At 70.7% G+C, this 15,398-nt stretch carries 16 protein-coding genes and 1 pseudogene; 6 read left to right on the top strand and 11 right to left on the bottom strand.

Annotation, left to right across the window (positions count from 1 at the left end):
- The gene (locus ACH45E_RS36560; RefSeq protein ID WP_361449499.1) at positions 1–894 is read right to left on the bottom strand and encodes a LysR family transcriptional regulator; all 894 of its coding nucleotides are present in this window, start codon (positions 892–894) and stop codon (positions 1–3) included.
- Positions 895–1,066: 172 nt separating this feature from the next.
- Between ACH45E_RS36560 and ACH45E_RS36555 the strand changes: the two genes are divergently transcribed.
- A complete protein-coding gene (locus ACH45E_RS36555) occupies positions 1,067–1,600 on the top strand; it encodes a DUF6817 domain-containing protein (protein ID WP_361449502.1) in 534 nt (177 codons plus the stop codon).
- Between the two features lie 89 nt (positions 1,601–1,689).
- A pseudogene (locus ACH45E_RS36550) lies at positions 1,690–1,922 on the top strand (ketopantoate reductase family protein); the annotation flags it as partial.
- Between the two features lie 4 nt (positions 1,923–1,926).
- Here ACH45E_RS36550 and ACH45E_RS36545 read toward each other — a convergent pair.
- Together ACH45E_RS36545 and ACH45E_RS36540 are read right to left on the bottom strand one after the other, a co-directional pair.
- Positions 1,927–2,223: an AzlD domain-containing protein gene (locus ACH45E_RS36545; protein WP_399042343.1), complete on the bottom strand. Its 297-nt coding sequence runs from the start codon at positions 2,221–2,223 to the stop codon at positions 1,927–1,929.
- A gap of 14 nt (positions 2,224–2,237) precedes the next feature.
- Positions 2,238–2,996 (bottom strand): AzlC family ABC transporter permease, encoded by a 759-nt coding sequence (locus ACH45E_RS36540; protein WP_361449508.1) that lies wholly within the window; start codon positions 2,994–2,996, stop codon positions 2,238–2,240.
- A gap of 72 nt (positions 2,997–3,068) precedes the next feature.
- On the opposite strand from ACH45E_RS36540, the gene ACH45E_RS36535 reads away from it, so the two are divergent.
- Complete coding sequence (locus ACH45E_RS36535; RefSeq protein ID WP_361449511.1) at positions 3,069–3,656, top strand: XRE family transcriptional regulator; 588 nt, start codon at positions 3,069–3,071, stop codon at positions 3,654–3,656.
- Positions 3,657–3,787: 131 nt separating this feature from the next.
- Here the strand turns inward: ACH45E_RS36535 and ACH45E_RS36530 are convergent, their stop codons facing one another.
- On the bottom strand, positions 3,788–3,991 hold the full coding sequence (locus tag ACH45E_RS36530) for a cold-shock protein (protein ID WP_004984723.1): 204 nt from the start codon (positions 3,989–3,991) through the stop codon (positions 3,788–3,790).
- A 287-nt stretch (positions 3,992–4,278) separates the two neighbouring features.
- Between ACH45E_RS36530 and ACH45E_RS36525 the strand changes: the two genes are divergently transcribed.
- Both ACH45E_RS36525 and ACH45E_RS36520 read left to right on the top strand, forming a co-directional pair.
- Positions 4,279–5,127, top strand: a complete 849-nt coding sequence (locus tag ACH45E_RS36525; protein WP_361449514.1) for a menaquinone biosynthesis protein — start codon at positions 4,279–4,281, stop codon at positions 5,125–5,127.
- A 52-nt stretch (positions 5,128–5,179) separates the two neighbouring features.
- Entirely contained in the window at positions 5,180–6,871 is a 1,692-nt protein-coding gene (locus ACH45E_RS36520; RefSeq protein WP_361449517.1) for a serine/threonine-protein kinase, read from the top strand.
- Here the strand turns inward: ACH45E_RS36520 and ACH45E_RS36515 are convergent.
- Positions 6,864–7,460, bottom strand: a complete 597-nt coding sequence (locus tag ACH45E_RS36515; RefSeq protein WP_361449520.1) for a hypothetical protein — start codon at positions 7,458–7,460, stop codon at positions 6,864–6,866. The two genes, ACH45E_RS36520 and ACH45E_RS36515, sit on opposite strands and share 8 nt — an antisense overlap.
- The gene (locus ACH45E_RS36510; protein ID WP_361449523.1) at positions 7,457–12,037 is read right to left on the bottom strand and encodes an FtsK/SpoIIIE domain-containing protein; all 4,581 of its coding nucleotides are present in this window, start codon (positions 12,035–12,037) and stop codon (positions 7,457–7,459) included. Before ACH45E_RS36510 ends, ACH45E_RS36515 begins: the two co-directional genes overlap by 4 nt.
- A 190-nt stretch (positions 12,038–12,227) precedes the next feature.
- On the opposite strand from ACH45E_RS36510, the gene ACH45E_RS36505 reads away from it, so the two are divergent.
- Positions 12,228–12,530, top strand: coding sequence for a WXG100 family type VII secretion target (locus ACH45E_RS36505; protein ID WP_165955698.1), 303 nt, complete (start codon positions 12,228–12,230; stop codon positions 12,528–12,530).
- 85 nt (positions 12,531–12,615) lie between these two features.
- On the opposite strand, the gene ACH45E_RS36500 is transcribed toward ACH45E_RS36505, so the two are convergent.
- From ACH45E_RS36500 to ACH45E_RS36480, 5 genes are all read right to left on the bottom strand, one after another.
- Entirely contained in the window at positions 12,616–13,296 is a 681-nt protein-coding gene (locus ACH45E_RS36500) for a hypothetical protein (RefSeq protein ID WP_361449527.1), read from the bottom strand.
- A 41-nt stretch (positions 13,297–13,337) separates the two neighbouring features.
- Positions 13,338–13,478, bottom strand: coding sequence for a hypothetical protein (locus ACH45E_RS36495; protein ID WP_361449530.1), 141 nt, complete (start codon positions 13,476–13,478; stop codon positions 13,338–13,340).
- A gap of 291 nt (positions 13,479–13,769) precedes the next feature.
- Positions 13,770–14,363 carry a hypothetical protein gene (locus ACH45E_RS36490; RefSeq protein WP_361449533.1) on the bottom strand — a complete coding sequence of 198 codons (594 nt, stop codon included), beginning with the start codon at positions 14,361–14,363 and terminating at the stop codon, positions 13,770–13,772.
- Positions 14,360–14,995 carry a hypothetical protein gene (locus tag ACH45E_RS36485; RefSeq protein WP_361449535.1) on the bottom strand — a complete coding sequence of 212 codons (636 nt, stop codon included), beginning with the start codon at positions 14,993–14,995 and terminating at the stop codon, positions 14,360–14,362. Before ACH45E_RS36485 ends, ACH45E_RS36490 begins: the two co-directional genes overlap by 4 nt.
- Positions 14,988–15,368 carry a hypothetical protein gene (locus ACH45E_RS36480; protein ID WP_361449538.1) on the bottom strand — a complete coding sequence of 127 codons (381 nt, stop codon included), beginning with the start codon at positions 15,366–15,368 and terminating at the stop codon, positions 14,988–14,990. The genes ACH45E_RS36485 and ACH45E_RS36480 overlap by 8 nt, the downstream gene beginning before the upstream one ends.
- Positions 15,369–15,398: the final 30 nt, after the last annotated feature.

The following is a 15,398-nucleotide window of genomic DNA, read 5'->3' as shown; positions in this document are numbered from 1 at the left end:
TCAGCTCACCCGCACCCGGCTCTCGACGACCGTGTCGGCGAAGGCCCGCGCCGCCGGACTGAGCGCGTCCCACCGGCGTACGGCCCACCCCACGGGGAGGGGCCGCAGCCCGGGAAGCGGAACGAGCCGCAACTCCCCCTCCCCGGGAACGGGCAGCCCAGGCACGGCGGGCACGACGGCCCGCCCCGCCCCCAGCTCGGCGAGCAGCAGAGCGGTGTCCCAGTCGGCAACGCTGGGCTCGTAGGCAAGCCGCACGCCCAACTCATCGCAGGCGGCGTCGAGATGGGCGGCGGAAGCGGAGTTGGGCGGCAGCCGGATCAGCCGTACGTCACGCAGCTCGCCGGCGTCGAGGTGGGGCCGCCGCGCGAGCGGATCGTCGGCCCGTACGGCCAGCACCCAGGGCAGCTCGACCACCGCCCGCTGCTCGATCCCGCGCACGGAGGGGCCGAGGGTGATCCAGGCGAGGTCGAGCGTGCCGTCGGCGAGCGCGTCGAAGCTGCCGCGCCCTGAACTGACCGTCCGGAACTCCAGGTTGACGTGCGGGTAGCGCTGCCGGAACCGTACGACGGCGTCGGACATGAAATGCCGCACGGTAGTAGCCCCCGTGGCGACCCGCACATACCCGCTGCGTCCGTCGACGAGGTCCCGCAACTCCCTTACGGCGAGGTCGAGTCCCGCGATCCCTTCCGCGGCGGCGGCCTCCAGCACCCGCCCCGCCTGCGTCGGCACGACCCCGCGGGGCTGCCGCTCCAGCAGGGCCACTCCGGTCTCCCGCTCCAGCCGCTTCACGTGCTGGCTCACCGCCGACTGCGTACACCCCAGCTCCCGGGCCACCGCGCTGAGGCTCCCGCCCCGGCACACGGCCACGAACACGCGCAGATCGTCGAGCGTCACGACCCCCAAGCTAACACTTGGGTCTGCTGTCAAATCCCCAGGATTGACTGGAGGGTTGGCCGGTACGAGGATTTCCGCAGGGCCCAGGCGGCAACCCGCTCCCGGGAGCGGGTGCCGACCGCCTGCCAGCGAGGGAACGGGGACGGGGACGGTGGCGGGGACGGTGGCACGAATGGAGGAAGCGACCGCACTCCTACGCCGCCTGAACGCGGACACGATCCCCCATCCGGGCGGCACCCTCCTCGCCCACTGCGACCGAGTACGCGCCCGCCTGGCCGACTGGGGCGCCCGTCCGGCCCTCCAACTGGCCGGCCTCTGCCACGCCTGCTACGGCACCGACGGCTTCCCGCCGGCCCTGCTCCCGCTCACGCACCGAGACGAACTCCGGGCAGCCATCGGCGAGGAAGCGGAAGCCATCGTCTACACCTACGCGAGCTGCGACCGCGCCGCGACGTACCCCACCCTGGGGATCACGGCCCCCAACTCCCCGTTCAAGGACCGCTTCACAACTCGGGCGGGCTCCTTGCCGCCCCGCGAGGCCCAAGACTTCGCCGAACTCACAGCCGCCAACGAACTGGACCTGGCAGCCGAAGACCCCACCTTCCGCACCCGCCACGCCCCAGCCCTCCGCACCCTCTTCACCCGCCTCCGCCCCCTACTGACCCCACCGGCCTGGCAGGACTGCGTGAGGGTGCTGGGCGGGTAAAGGGGCGAGTTGAACGCGGCGCCGGTTGAGTCGTGACCATGGGCCGCCCACCCCAACCCCGCCCAGGCTCCCAGCCCTTCAGCCTCAACGCCGCCGTCAGCCGCGCTTGCGGCGCGCCGGTGGCCCCCCGGCTCAGACCCTGGCGCGCTACGAAGCCTTCCCGGCCGACACCAAGTCCTCCATGCAGCGAGATGCGGAAGCGGGCCGGCCGCTGGAACTCGGCGCCATCGGCGGAGCGTTGCTGCGCGCGGCCGACCAGCACGGTGTGCTCGTCCCGGTGACGACCCGCCTGGTACGGGAACTGGAGGCCGCCGGCCAGTAGGGCCTCATCCAACCCCCAGCGCCCGCAACACCCCCGTCACCACAGCCGCCCCCAACACCACCACCACGAACGGCGCCCGCCGCCACGCCAGCACCCCCGCCACCAGCACTCCGACCGGCCGCGCCCACCCGGCGAAACCCCCGCCCTCGGTCAGCGCGCCCGTCGCCAGCAGCGCGACCAGCAGGACGACCGCCCCGGCCGAGGCCAGCTCCTGCACCCGCGCCGGTATCTCCACGCGCCCGTGCAGTACGGGGCCCACCAGCCGGAAGGCGTACGTGCCCACGGCGAGGGCCAGGATCATGGCGACCGTGGCGTTCACCGGGCCGCCTCCCGCCGAGGCCCCGCCGGAGCGGGGCGGTGGAGCAGCAGCCCGCACAGTGCCACCAGTACCGGCACGCCGGCCGGGACGGCGGGCGTCACCGCCAGGGCCAGGGCGGCGCCGAGCAGGGCGGAGCGTCGTACCGCCCGGTCCGTGCGCAGGGTGGGCAGGACCAGGGCCACGAGGACGGCGGGGAAGGCGGCGTCCAGGCCGTACCGGGCGGTGTCGCCGAGCGCGCTCCCGGCGAACGCGCCGGCCAGCACCCCGGTGTTCCAGGTGAGGAACAGGCCGAGTCCGGAGATCCAGAAAGCCGTCCGGCGCCGCTCCGGGTCCCGCTGGGCGAGGGCGAAGGCCACGGTCTCGTCGGTCACGAGGTGGGCGCCGACGAGCCGGGCCAGGCGGCCCCGGCCGATGATCTCCGCGACCGCGATGCTGAAGGCGGCCGTACGGGTGTTGAGGAGCAGGCCGGTCGCCGCCGCGGCCAGCGGGCCGCCGCCCGCGAGCAGCACGCCCACCGCGCTGAACTGGGCCGAACCGGCGTACACCACCAGCGACATCACCACCGGAACCCACAGCGGCAGCCCGCCGGCGACGGAGACCGCGCCGAAAGAGACCCCGACGATCCCGCTGGCCAGCCAGACGAGCGAGCTGTCGCGGATCAGGGTGGTGCGGGTGCGCTTTGTCGATGCCGAGGTCGGTGCCAGTGTCTGTGTCAGTGTCTGTGCCAGTGTCTGTGTTCGGAACAGCGAACGCATGTTCTCTACAATGAACAGCAGCCATCCCGTTCGTCAAGCCGAACAGTCATACCGATGGAGCGAACGAACATCATGTCCGACTCAGTCCCCGGCCGCCCGGGCCGCCGCCCCGCCCGCCTCCCCCTCGACTGGATCGCCGCCTCCCTCCGCCGCGAACGCGCCCGGGCCGGGCTGTCGCTCTCGGAGCTGGCCAAGCGGGCCGGGATCGCGAAGTCCACGCTCTCGCAGTTGGAGGGAGCGGGCGGGAATCCGAGCATGGAGACGATCTGGTCGCTGGCGGTGGCCCTCGGGGTGCCGTTCAGCACGCTGGTGGAGCCGCCCGGGTCGGCCGTCCAGGTGATCCGGGCGGGGGAGGGGCCCACCGTGCACTCCGAGCAGTCCAGCTATCTGGCCTCACTGCTTTCCGTGAGCCCGCCCGGTGCCCGGCGGGACATTTACTACGTATGGCTGGAGCCCGGGACCGTACGGGATTCCGAGCCGCACATTCCGGGGACCGTCGAGCACATCGTGGTCGGCGAGGGCCGCGTGAAGGCGGGGCCGCACGGGGAAGTCGTAGAGCTGGGGCCGGGAGACTATGTGTCGTATCGCGGGGACGTGCCGCACACGTACGAGGCGCTCGCGGAGGGAACGAAGTTCGTACTGATCATGCAGCACGTGTGAACTGGAAATGAACGCAGGTGCAATGAACGCAGGCACAAGAGCGCCGGGCCGCGGGAAAAGGCAGGAGCCCCGTCGCCGGATGGCGTGGGGCTCCTTGGGTATTGCTAATCAGGCCGCTAATCAGACAGTGATCAGACGGGGGTGACGTTCTCCGCCTGCGGGCCCTTCGGGCCCTGGGTGACGTCGAAGCTCACCTGCTGGTTCTCCTCGAGGGAGCGGAAGCCGGTGGCGTTGATCGCGGAGTAGTGAACGAAGACGTCGGGGCCGCCGCCTTCCTGGGCGATGAAGCCAAAGCCCTTTTCGGCGTTGAACCACTTAACGGTTCCGGTAGCCATAAGCCCTCCTTGGGCCCAAAGGGTCGCCCTGCTCCAGAACCTGCAAGTGTGAAAGCAAGCTCCGCACAACTGCATACGTCTGAAAACGACTAGAGCCTGCGGTTACATGCTCCGCAGGCTCTGTACTGCAAGGGAAACCAAACTGCAACTTGCGGCGAGCCTAGCACGTGGGCTCCCCGAAGCAATAGAGGTCAAGATCACGTCACCCGGAAGTTTGACCGCCAGATGGGCCAGTTGACCGAGGGGCCGCGCGCGGCACCGTGCCGCACGGGGTCTAGTCTCGCGATGTGGACAATTCTCGCACCCGGCCGCGTGTCGGTCACATCCAGTTCCTGAACTGCCTGCCCCTCTACTGGGGGCTCGCGAGAACCGGCACCCTCCTCGACTTCGAGCTGACCAAGGACACCCCCGAGAAGCTCAGTGAGCAGCTGGTGCGGGGGGACCTCGACATCGGGCCCATCACCCTCGTGGAGTTCCTGCGCAACGCGGACGAACTGGTCGCCTTCCCCGACATCGCCGTGGGATGCGACGGACCGGTGATGTCCTGCGTGATCGTCTCCCAGGTCCCCCTCGACCAGCTGGACGGCGCCCGGGTCGCCCTCGGTTCGACCTCCCGCACCTCCGTCCGCCTCGCCCAGCTGCTGCTCGCCGAGCGCTACGGCGTCCGGCCCGACTACTACACCTGCCCGCCCGACCTCAGCCTGATGATGCAGGAGGCCGACGCCGCCGTCCTGATCGGGGACGCGGCGCTGCGGGCCAACCTGCTGGACGGGCCGCGTTACGGGCTCGAGGTGCACGACCTCGGTGCGCTGTGGAAGGAGTGGACGGGGCTGCCCTTCGTGTTCGCCGTCTGGGCGGCGCGGCGTGACTACGTCGAGCGCGAGCCCGACATCACCCGCCAGGTCCACGAGGCGTTCCTCGCCTCCCGCAACCTCTCCCTCGAGGAGGTCGCCAAGGTCGCCGAGCAGGCGGCCCGCTGGGAGGACTTCGACGAGCGGACCCTGGCGCAGTACTTCACCACCCTCGACTTCCGCTTCGGCGGGCCGCAGCTCGACGCGGTCGCGGAGTTCGCCCGTCGCGTGGGGCCGACGACCGGCTTCCCGGCGGACGTGAAGGTGGAACTGCTCCGGCCGTAATCACTACGCTGCTGGGAGCCAGGCGCAGGCCCTGAGGGGGAGAGGGGACGCCATGCAGCCGCTCGCGGCCGACGAACCTGCCGTCATCGGGCCCTACCGGCTGCTCGGCCGGCTCGGCGCGGGCGGGATGGGGCGGGTCTACCTGGGGCGCAGCGCGGGCGGCCGTACGGTCGCGGTCAAGATCGTGCACCCGCACTTCGCGCTGGACGAGGAGTTCCGCGCGCGGTTCCGGCGCGAGATCGAGGCCGCCCGGCGGGTCGGCGGCGCCTGGACGGCGCCCGTTCTGGACGCCGACCCCGAGGCCCCGGTGCCATGGGTCGCCACGGCGTACGCTGCCGGGCCGACCCTCGCCGCGGCGGTGGAGGCCGACGGTGCGCTGCCCGTGTCCTCCGTACGAGCCCTGGGCGCCGGCCTCGCCGAGGCGCTGGCGGCCGTCCACGAACTGGGCCTGGTGCACCGGGACGTCAAGCCGTCCAACGTCCTGCTCACCCTCGACGGCCCCCTGCTGATCGACTTCGGCATCGCCCGCGCCACCGACGGCACCGCGTCCCTGACCTCCTCCGGTGTCTCCGTCGGCTCGCCCGGCTACATGTCGCCCGAGCAGATCGTCGGCAAGGGCGTCACCGGAGCGGCGGACGTCTTCTCCCTCGGCGCGGTCCTGGCGTACGCGGCGACCGGCGAACCGCCCTTCCCGGGGGACTCCTCGGCCGCGCTGCTGTACAAGGTCGTCCACGAGGAGCCGGAACTCGGTGCGCTCGGCGGAGAGTTGCGGGAGGTGGCCGAGGCCTGCCTGGCCAAGGAGCCCGGCCGTCGGCCCACCCCTCAGGAGGTGGCCCGGCGGCTGGCTCCCGACGGGACGGCCCGGCTGGTCGCGGGCGGCTGGCTGCCGGGCCCGCTGGTCGAACAGGTCAGCCGCAGCGCCGTACAACTGCTGAACCTGGAGGCCGCGGAGGCGGTGCCGTCCGGGCCGGTGGGGTTCAGCAGCCCTTCGGTGGGCGGGGCTTCGGGGGTCGGGTTCGGGGGCGAAGCCGGGGCCGTGGCCGGGGAGTTCGGGCCGGCACCGGTCATGCCCGAGCCCCGGGACGCGCCTCCGGCGTCCTTGGAGCAGCGGCCGGGCAAGGTGTCCGTCACCATGGCGGCCACCTCCACCCCGGGCGAGGGAGGACGCGGACGCCGGGTGAGCTGCACGGTCGCGCTCGCCGTCGCCGGGGCGCTGGTGGGGGCGACCGTGGGGCTGGGGTTCCTGGTGCGGCCGATGATCGGTGGTGGTGACGACGACACGGCCGGGGGCAAGGCCTCCTCGCCGGCACCCGTCGACAGCACGGCACCCGGCACCGGCCCCGGCTCCGTGGGCGACTCCGCGTCCAGCGCCATCCCCACTCCTGTCCCGGTGCCGGTCCCGGCGCCCTACCTCGGTACTTGGGAAGGCCAGGCCACCGCCCTCGACGGCAACCTGCCCGTCGGCACCTTCCGGCTCACGGTCCACGAGGCCAGCGTGGGACGGGAGTTGGGTCGGCTCACGCAGACCGATCAGCTCGGCGGCGTGTGCACCGACGTACTGACCCTGAAGAAGGTGACGAAGACGCGGATCCTCGCCACGTCGGTGGGCGCCAAGGGCAACCACGACGGCTGCAACCCGGCCGCCCACCAGGTGGAGTTGACGCCGGTCGGCGACGACCTGAAGTACACCTCGGACAGCTCGGCGGAGGGCAACCCGGTCTCGCGGATGTCGAAGGTCAAGTAACGGGCGGGGACCTGCGGTCGGCGAGCTTGGCCAGGGCGGCGATCAGCAGCGCGGCCGTCACGAAGGTGGCGAGCAGGCCCACCGCCCAGATCCACGGATACCGCTCGTGCACCCAGCAGGCGTGGCCCGTGCTGTAGCACTCGCTGTCCCAGTGCCGCCGACGCCTGGGCCGGCTGGTCCCGAGGATCACGAAGGACAGAAGCCAGCAGGCGCCGAGCCCGGGCAGGGCGGCGACAGCCCAGAGCAGCGAACGGACCTTGCTCGCCTTCCATTTCATCCGGGTGAGCGGCGCGATGAGGGCGGTCAGGGCGAGCGGAACCACAGCCCCGACCGTGCCGGCGAAGACGTAGGCACCGCCTGGCCACCCGGGCGCCACCTCGCCCCACACCCGGCCGCCCCAGCTGTCGTCGGCCAGGGCGAACGGCACGACGGCCGCCAGCATGCCCAGTATCAGCAGCAGGCCGAAGCCGCAGCCACTCCAGCCCCGCTTCTTCGCCCCCGCCTCGGTCGGCAGCCGCCGCCCGTGCTCGTACCGCAACGCGGCCGGAACCGCCCTCCCCCGCTTCGGCTTGGCCGACCCCCCGCTCACCCGGGGATCACGACCGTACGCAGTTCCCCGTCACCCAGGTGCAGCATCCCCTTGCCGGGCACCACCTGCCCGCCCACCAGGGACCGGTTCAGCCGTACGCCGACGAGGTCGCCGCTCGAGGTGTCCTGCGGGGAGAGCAGGATGCCGCGGCGGCCCTTCTTGGCGTCGACCTGCCAGCCGGAGAAGCCGCTGCACACGTCCTCCTCGTCACCGGCGATGACGAGGGCGAGGCCGCGTTCGGCGCCGCGCGAGACGATCTTCTTCATATGGCTCTCGGCGTCGCAGTCCTCGAGGATCTCGCCGTCGTCGACGAGCACGGCGATGGGCTCCTCCAGGGACGCCGAGTCGATGATCTCCTCGAAGTCGTCCTCGTCGATGTCGTCGCCGGTGAACACCTTCAGTACGCCTTCGGTGCCGTCGAGCCCGCGGAGCGGGGACTGGCGGGGGGCCGCGACGACCAGGCGTACGCCCTGCGCGAGGAAGGAGTGCGCGAAGTTCATCAGGACCGTCGAGCGGCCGGACTTGGCCGGGCCCGCGATGACGAAGGTCGGCACGCCCCCGGCCAGGTCCGGGCCGAAGCCCACGATCTCGTCGCCGCCGATGCCCGCCAGCGCCCACAGCCGGGACCGGGAGGCCTCCGGGTCGCGCATCTCCCAGGCGTCGGTGAAGGAGATCCGGCTGGGCAGGCTGTCGACGCGGAACGGGCGCCGGGAGCGGGGGACGGAGGCGTCCCGGGCCGTCGCCGCCTCGCCGATCGCGGAGATCGCCGCCGCCTGGCCCTGGCCGGTCGTGTCCTCGGTCAGCAGCGCGAACTGCGTCTCCGTACCGGACTCGTTGCGGAAGGCGCGGCCCGGCGGGATCTCCTCCGGGACCTTGCGGGCCGGGATACCGAGCGTCGAGAAGTCGCTGCGGTCGGCGAGGCGGAGGCCGTACTTGTCCTCGGTGAGCGTCGCGACGCGGCCGACGAGGAGGGTGCGGTCACCGGTGAGGACCAGGTGGATGCCGACGCTCGCGCCCTCCCGCATCATCGTGGTCAGCTCGTCCGTCAGCGACCCGTGGTCGATCTCGCCGAGCGTGGGCACCCAGCCCTCCCACCGGTCGAGGAGCACGACGACGTGCGGCAGCCGCTCCGCCTCGTCCGCCGCCGCCCGCTGCTCACCGATGTCGGCGTAGCCCTTCTCCGCCAACAGGTCCTGGCGTCGGGAGAGTTCGCCCTTGAGCCGGTTGACCAGGCGGATCACCCGCTCGGTCTGGTTGCGGCCGACGACCGCGCCGCAGTGCGGCAGCCGGGTGAGGGCGTTGAGCGCGCCGTTGCCGCAGTCGATGCCGTACAGATGGACGTCGGCGCAGGAGTGGGTGCGGGCGAGGGAGCCCGCGATGGTCCGCAGCACCTGGGAGCGGCCGCTGCGGGGTGCGCCGCCGATCATGAGATGGCCGAAGGTGGAGAAGTCGACCACGACCGGGCGGCGGGCCTGGTCGGCGGGCAGGTCCTCCACGCCGTACGGGGCGGGCGGCAGCTTGCCGGGGCCCGCAGCCACTGCCGCCGCGGGGGTCTCGATCTCGTCGAGCAGCAGCGTCTCGGAGAGAGCGGGCAGCCAGGGGCTGTGCTGGGCGGGGATGCCGAGCGCCCGGTTGGCGTCGCGGACCGCGTCCACCAGCACCTTGAGGTCGGTGATCTCCTCGTCCTCCCGTGCCTCGGACTTCGGCTTGGCGAGGGCGGCCCGGCCCAGGTCCTCCCAGGTCAGCTCGCCCACCCAGGGCGCGAGGGCCGCCGGGTCCGCCGCGCCGGGGCGACGGCCACCGACGCGGCCCGACTGGAAGGGGACGAGGGAGGCGTGCCCGAGGCGGACGTACGCCCGGCCCGGTGTGCTCTTGGAGATGTGGCCGGCCTCCGGCGAGTCGATGACGTCCGACGACTCGCCGCCGTCCGTGACGCGCAGCGCGATACGCAGGTTGGTGTTGGCCCGGATCTCCGGCGAGACGACACCGCTCGGCCGCTGGGTGGCCAGCAGCAGATGGATGCCGAGCGAACGGCCTCGCTGGGCGATGTTGACCAGGCCGGTCACGAAGTCGGGCAGGTCGCGCACCATGGACGCGAACTCGTCGATGACGATGAGGAGTCGGGGGACCGGCGCGTGCGACGGATTCCTCCGCACGAGATCCTGGTAGTCCTCGATGTCCTTGGCGTCGGCGGCGGCGAGGATGTGCTCGCGCCGCTTGAGCTCGGCGCCCAGTGACTCCAGTGCCCGCTCCACGAGGTGCGCGTCGAGGTCGGTCACCATGCCGACCGTGTGCGGCAGCTTCACACAGTCCTTGAACGCCGAACCGCCCTTGTAGTCGACGAGGACGAACGTCATGTTCTCCGGTGTGTTGGCCACGGCCAGCGACGCCACGATGGTCTGGAGCAGCTCAGACTTGCCGGAACCGGTCGTACCGGCGATCAGACCGTGCGGGCCGTCCCGCCGCATGTCGATGCCGAAGGAACCGTCGTACGACTCACCGATGACCGCGAGCGTCGACTGCCCGCCCATCCGCCAGCGCGCGACGATGGCATCGCCGGTCGGCGGTTCCAGTTGCAGCACGTCCAGCAGCCGGCTGGCACCCGGCAGCGCGGAGTCCTCGGTCTCGCCGCTGATGTCCCGCAGCGGCGACAGGGCGCGGGCCAGCCGCAGGCACCAGGCGGCCGAGACGAAGTCGGGCCGTACGTCCTTCCGCCGCTCCGCCCCCGCCTCCTCGACCCGCAGCCGCAACTCCTGGGTCTGCTGCGCCTGTTCAACCTGCGGGTCGGCGGTCTGCCAGGCCTGATGGAAGGAGGGAAAGCCACCGGAGGCCTGCTGCGGTACGTGCTGCCGCGCGCCGGTGTCGTACTCCCTGGCCTTGGGCTCGGCGACCACGAACGCCTGGCACTCGCCCGGCAGGAACCGTTCCTCGGCGTCGAGGCAGACGGCGTACACGGACACGGCGGGCCCCTCCCGCAGCAGCCGCACCACGCCCGGCAGGGACCGCAGCCGCCGCGACCCGTCCCATACGACGACGATGTCCGGCTCACTGAACGAGGTGCCCTGACCGCGGTTGTTCTCGGCGGCCTTCTTCCGGGCGTCGAGGATCTGCGTCAGCTCGCCGATACGGGCGCCGACGGTCTCGGCGTCGGTCCCGATGAGGACGTTCGCGTCCTGACCGCCGCCCGGCTTCGCGTGCGGCAGCCACCGCACCCAGTCCCAGCTGTCCTGGGCGGAGTTCTCGCTCAGTACGTAGAACTGCACGTCCATCGGGCTGTGCAGCGCCGCCGTCTGGGCCACTGCCCAACGCCCCAGCGCCCGCGCGGAGTCACCCGGCCCCGCCATGCCGATGACACCCAGGGAACGCAGCGAGAGGGCGACGGGGGCGTCCTCGATGTACCAGGTGACCTGCCGGCGGTGGTCGTCCTGCTCGGGGTCGTCGAGCACGACCTCGGACGGCAGCCGCCCGGTGCCGAAGCGGACGAGGAGATGGTCGCGGTCGGTGCGCCGGCGCTCCCACAGCCGGGTACGGGGCCCGGTGCCGAGGGAGAGCACGGAAGCCGGATCGGGCACGGCGCCCCGCCGGTCCTGCCGCTCGGCGGTCAGCGCGTCCTGCGCGTCCTTCTCGATCCGCTCCTTCTGCTCCTTGTACTCCTTGACCTGCTTCGCATGGGACTTGCGGCCGTGCTTCTTGTCCATGAAGTAGTTGGCGAAGAGCATGATGGGGCTGAGCCCCGCCATGATCAGGTAGTACCAGCGGTGGAAGATGAGCACGGACACGACCGACCCGACGAGCGGCGTCAGCGCCATCAGCCAGGGCAGCGGCCGGGCCTCGTACTCCCGCGGCGGCGTCGGCAGCCGGAACTTGGTCTGCCGCTCGGGCGGACGCAGCCGGGGCGGCCGGTTGTAGTCGAGCCCGACCCCGTCCTCGGACCACTTCAGGGCGGCGTTGGGCGGGGTGTAACGGACGAGCTCCAGCAGGGTGTTGCCGAGGGCTATCTGCCCGCCGAGGGGCCACTCGTCACCGTCGATCGGCTTGCCGTCGAGAGTGACGGCGTCCCCGCCCTCCGCCGTCTCCTGATGGACGACGACGCGGCAGCCGCCATCGGTTGCAACTGACAACGTCAGCGCACGCGCATCCACTTCGGGATCGTCGATCCGCACATACGAGGCAGCCCCACTGCCGATGTCGTACCGCCCCACACCCAGCCGGTGCACGAACCCGGCGGCCGGCCCACCGGCCACCCGCAACTCGACCAGCCCGGTGGGCTCACCGGGCAGACACCCGGCAGGATCCTGCAGACTGACGACGGCCCCCTCGCGCAGCGGCGACCCGACGACGGTGGCGCCGGGATCGACCGCGTACCCGTCCACATACACCTGGGGACCGCTACCGCGCACGACAGCCGGGAGGCTCTGCCCGACCTGCCCGATGGGAATGACCTGAGCACCCCCCTGCCCCACCTGCTTGGCGAGCTCCTGGGCGATGTCCCCCACGGTGGACTCGGGGTCGGCGTCGAGCACGACGTCGGCCGAGCCCCCGCCGAACGGGTCGACGACGGTCAGAGTCAGGCGCACGCTTGTCCTCCCCAGGCCGCTGTGGCCGTCTTCAGTGACGCCAGTGACGATATCCGCTCTTCCCGAAGGCAACGAACCTCGTTGCCGGTTCGGGGATGTGACACCTCGGACCACCCCCGTAAGCTGCTGCCACAAGAGTGACAGGGAGCCACGGGGGTTGGCCCTGCGGCGTTTTGAAGAGGAGCGGTTCATGGCCAAGGACCTTGACGTCACATACCAGGACATGCGCGACGCTGCCAAGCACGTCGTGAAGGAGAAGGAAAAGCTTCACGAGAAGCTCGACGCCCTCCGCAAGTACATCGCCAACCTCGTCGAGTCCGGCTACGTCACCAAGAGCTCCTCGAAGGCCTTCGACGAGAACTTCGACGAGTTCGTCCGCGGCGCCAAGGACACGGTCGACGGCCTCGACGGCATGGGCGACTACCTCACCAACGCGGCGGACAAGTTCGAGCAGATCGACGACGAGCTGGCCAAGGCTGCTCGCAGCAAGTAAGCCGGAGCAAGCAAGGGCGAGGTGCTGGCCTGGTGCGGCAGCAGATGCTGAACGCACCAGGCGGGCCCCCGGTCGGCCGTTGCCGTCAGATGTCGGGCAGGGGCTGCCGCAGCAGGTACGTGTGGAGGTCACTGCGGGGTTCTTCGGTCTCGACGCGCAGCCAGGACCCGTCACGGAAGCGGACAAGTACCATCCTCGTCTCGAACTCGCCGAAGAACGGGTCGACGAGGGTCGCCTCCGTGGCGGGAAGACGGGCGACGATCTGCATGTGTTTCTCGCGCCCGACGGTGACGCGCCGCGGCGGAGCCACCAGGACGATCCCGTCCGCGGTCGCGAGGACCAGCCGCTGGTGGTGAGTGGAGTGGCTGTACCAACGCAGCAGGAACTGACCGGCGTTGCCGTGCCAGTTCCCGTCGAAGACCCGGTCGAGGCCCTGTTCGGCAACGGTGGCGTCCCGGCGCTTGTCGTCCTCGTCCTTGGCCCGCAACCGCTCCTTCTCGTCCTTGGTGGCGAGAAAACGCTTGACCGCTTCCTCCGCGTTGGACAGCAGGGTCAGCAACATGAGGACCGACATGAACGGCACGGCGAGAACCGCCCCGACCATGCCGAGCGGGCGCAGCCTGCCGGGGCGGAGCCGGGGGTTACCGGCGGCCTCGAGGACATCCGCGGGGGGCTGCGGGATCTTGTCGACCGTGCACCATTCACCCGCTTCGGCGTGGACGCCGAGCCGTTGGGTTGTCTCTCGCTGCTTGCCTCTGGATGTCACGTCAAGACTCTCCGTCGCCGACGCGGCAACAGGACCCGTCATCAAACACGGTCGCTGAGCCGAAGGCCGCGGGCAAAGTCATCGATGGCGTCGAACGACGATTCGAGGAGCGCGGGATCGTCGTAGTGGCCTTTGAGGAGCAGATCGATGTTGCGAGCCGGGTCATTCCAGGCGTAGGCCACTGAGAGCAGCAAGCCGCCGTCGGGGCCCGTCCAGCTACGCAGGCAGCGGAGGCCTCGCCGAAGTGAGGCGAGACGAAGGGGATGGTCTCGACGCGTTGACTGGCTGCGGCTGTTGCGGGATCCGGTTCGGCCAACATGCTCAGGTGCAAGGCACTGTGCTCCTCGTCGCACTGCCTCAAGTTGCAGGTCGAGCCACTGTGTGAACTCCGAATTTGTACCGCCAAGCGGCATGTAGCTCCAGCGGCACGTGGTCATTACGGCACCCGCCAGGACGGCACCTCGATCCCGCCGTCACTCCGGGTCGGGGCTGAGCCAGATGCTGCGGGCAAACTCGTCCCATTCGTCGATGAGCGAGCTCAGCCAGCCGATGTCGCTCGTCACTGTGCGGAGTGAGGCGTAGACCTGAAGATCCTCCAGCCACCACCCGTAGTTCAGGGACACACCCAGCTGGTCGTCGTCCGCGAAATAGCGCAGGCAGCGCAGGCCGTCACCCAGACGGTCCGAGTGGAACGGCTCGACGTCGGGAGGACGGGCGGGATTCTGCGTGTCCGCTTGGACCAGGGTGCGAAGGCCCTGGTAGCGGTCCTCGTCGCCGGGCTGGACGGTGAGCGCGTAGAAGACCTGGGGGACGCGGCGTGGGTCGCCTCCGTAGAGGAAAACCTGGCCGGCCGGGATCGCTGGATGAGGATGCGCCTGAAGGAGCAGCCGGAACCGTGTGGTGAGCGCCTCCTTGTCGGGGCTGCGCCACCATTTCTTGTGGCGTCGGACCATGATCTCGGCACAGGCCTGCGACCAGTCCTCGATCTTGTCCTGGTCCAGTTCCGTCCAGTGCAGCGGCATCAGGAACCACTCGGTGGGGTCGGCCTCGGTCTCGAAGAAGATCACGCGTAGCTCCAGCGGAAGGTCGTCATCACGGCGTCGAAGAGGTCCACCAGAGCGGCCGAGAACTCGCTGTCGGGGTTGCCGTCGCCGACCGTGCTGAAGGTGATGGTCAGCCATCGAGGGATGGGGCCGCCGGGGACGGGCAGGACGTACTCCACCCGGCGGGAGGCATGTGGAACCTCGGAGTCCGGCGGGGGCGGCACGATCCGCTCGATTCGCATTGCCTCGGTGCCATCGAGATCGACGGATTCGCTGTCCCCACGACCTGCGGCGAGAAGTCCCAACACCTCGCCGGACTCGACGCCGATGCCCGAGCCGGTGAGCGGCTCGGAGACGACGAAGGAAGCAGGGATGTAGGTGCCGTGGATGCGCTCCACGGGCAGGTACAGCATCAGCCCGTCGTTCTTGGCAGCCTGCCTCGCCGCCTTCTTGAGCTGCTTGAACAGCTCCATGCGGGCCTTGCTGACATCGTCCTTGGGAAGGTCCTGCGGCAGGTTCGCGATGGAGCGGTCGATGATCCGCAGGATGGTGTCGTTCATCGACTCGCTCTGGAGCGGGATCCGGTCCCAGCCCGGCGGCGGTACGAGGTTGTAGCCGACCGGCGTGGAACGGCGCTGCTCGTCGAGTTCAGGCACGGCTGGACCTTTCGGCGAGCCAGAAGCCCACGACGAGCAGCGGGGTCACGAGGGCGGCGAACACGCCCGGCCAGAAGCCGGTGACCAAGGAGGCAAGGGCGAGGCAGAAGGAGAGCCCCAGAGGCTGGGTCAGTCCCTGGGGCCGGCTCGAGTGCCGTGGGTGGCGGATGAAGAGCGAGAGCAGCGTGAGGATGGCCACGGACACGATGCCGCGCTGCAACCAGTACAGCGACTCTTTGGCGGTATCGGGCAGCCGGGCCGCCACCACGACGACCGCGATGGAAGCCAGGCCGACGATGACGCACAACTTGGCGACAGCGATCTCACCGCCGCCCAGCCGTCCCAGGAATCCGGTCTGTGTGTTCGGGTTCATTGCGCTGTGACTGTCTCTTCCGGTGAGGCT

Origin of the sequence: Streptomyces sp. NPDC020299 (assembly GCF_044387825.1) — a bacterium.
Lineage (GTDB): Bacteria > Actinomycetota > Actinomycetes > Streptomycetales > Streptomycetaceae > Streptomyces.
This window is presented reverse-complemented; position numbering and strand designations above follow the sequence as displayed.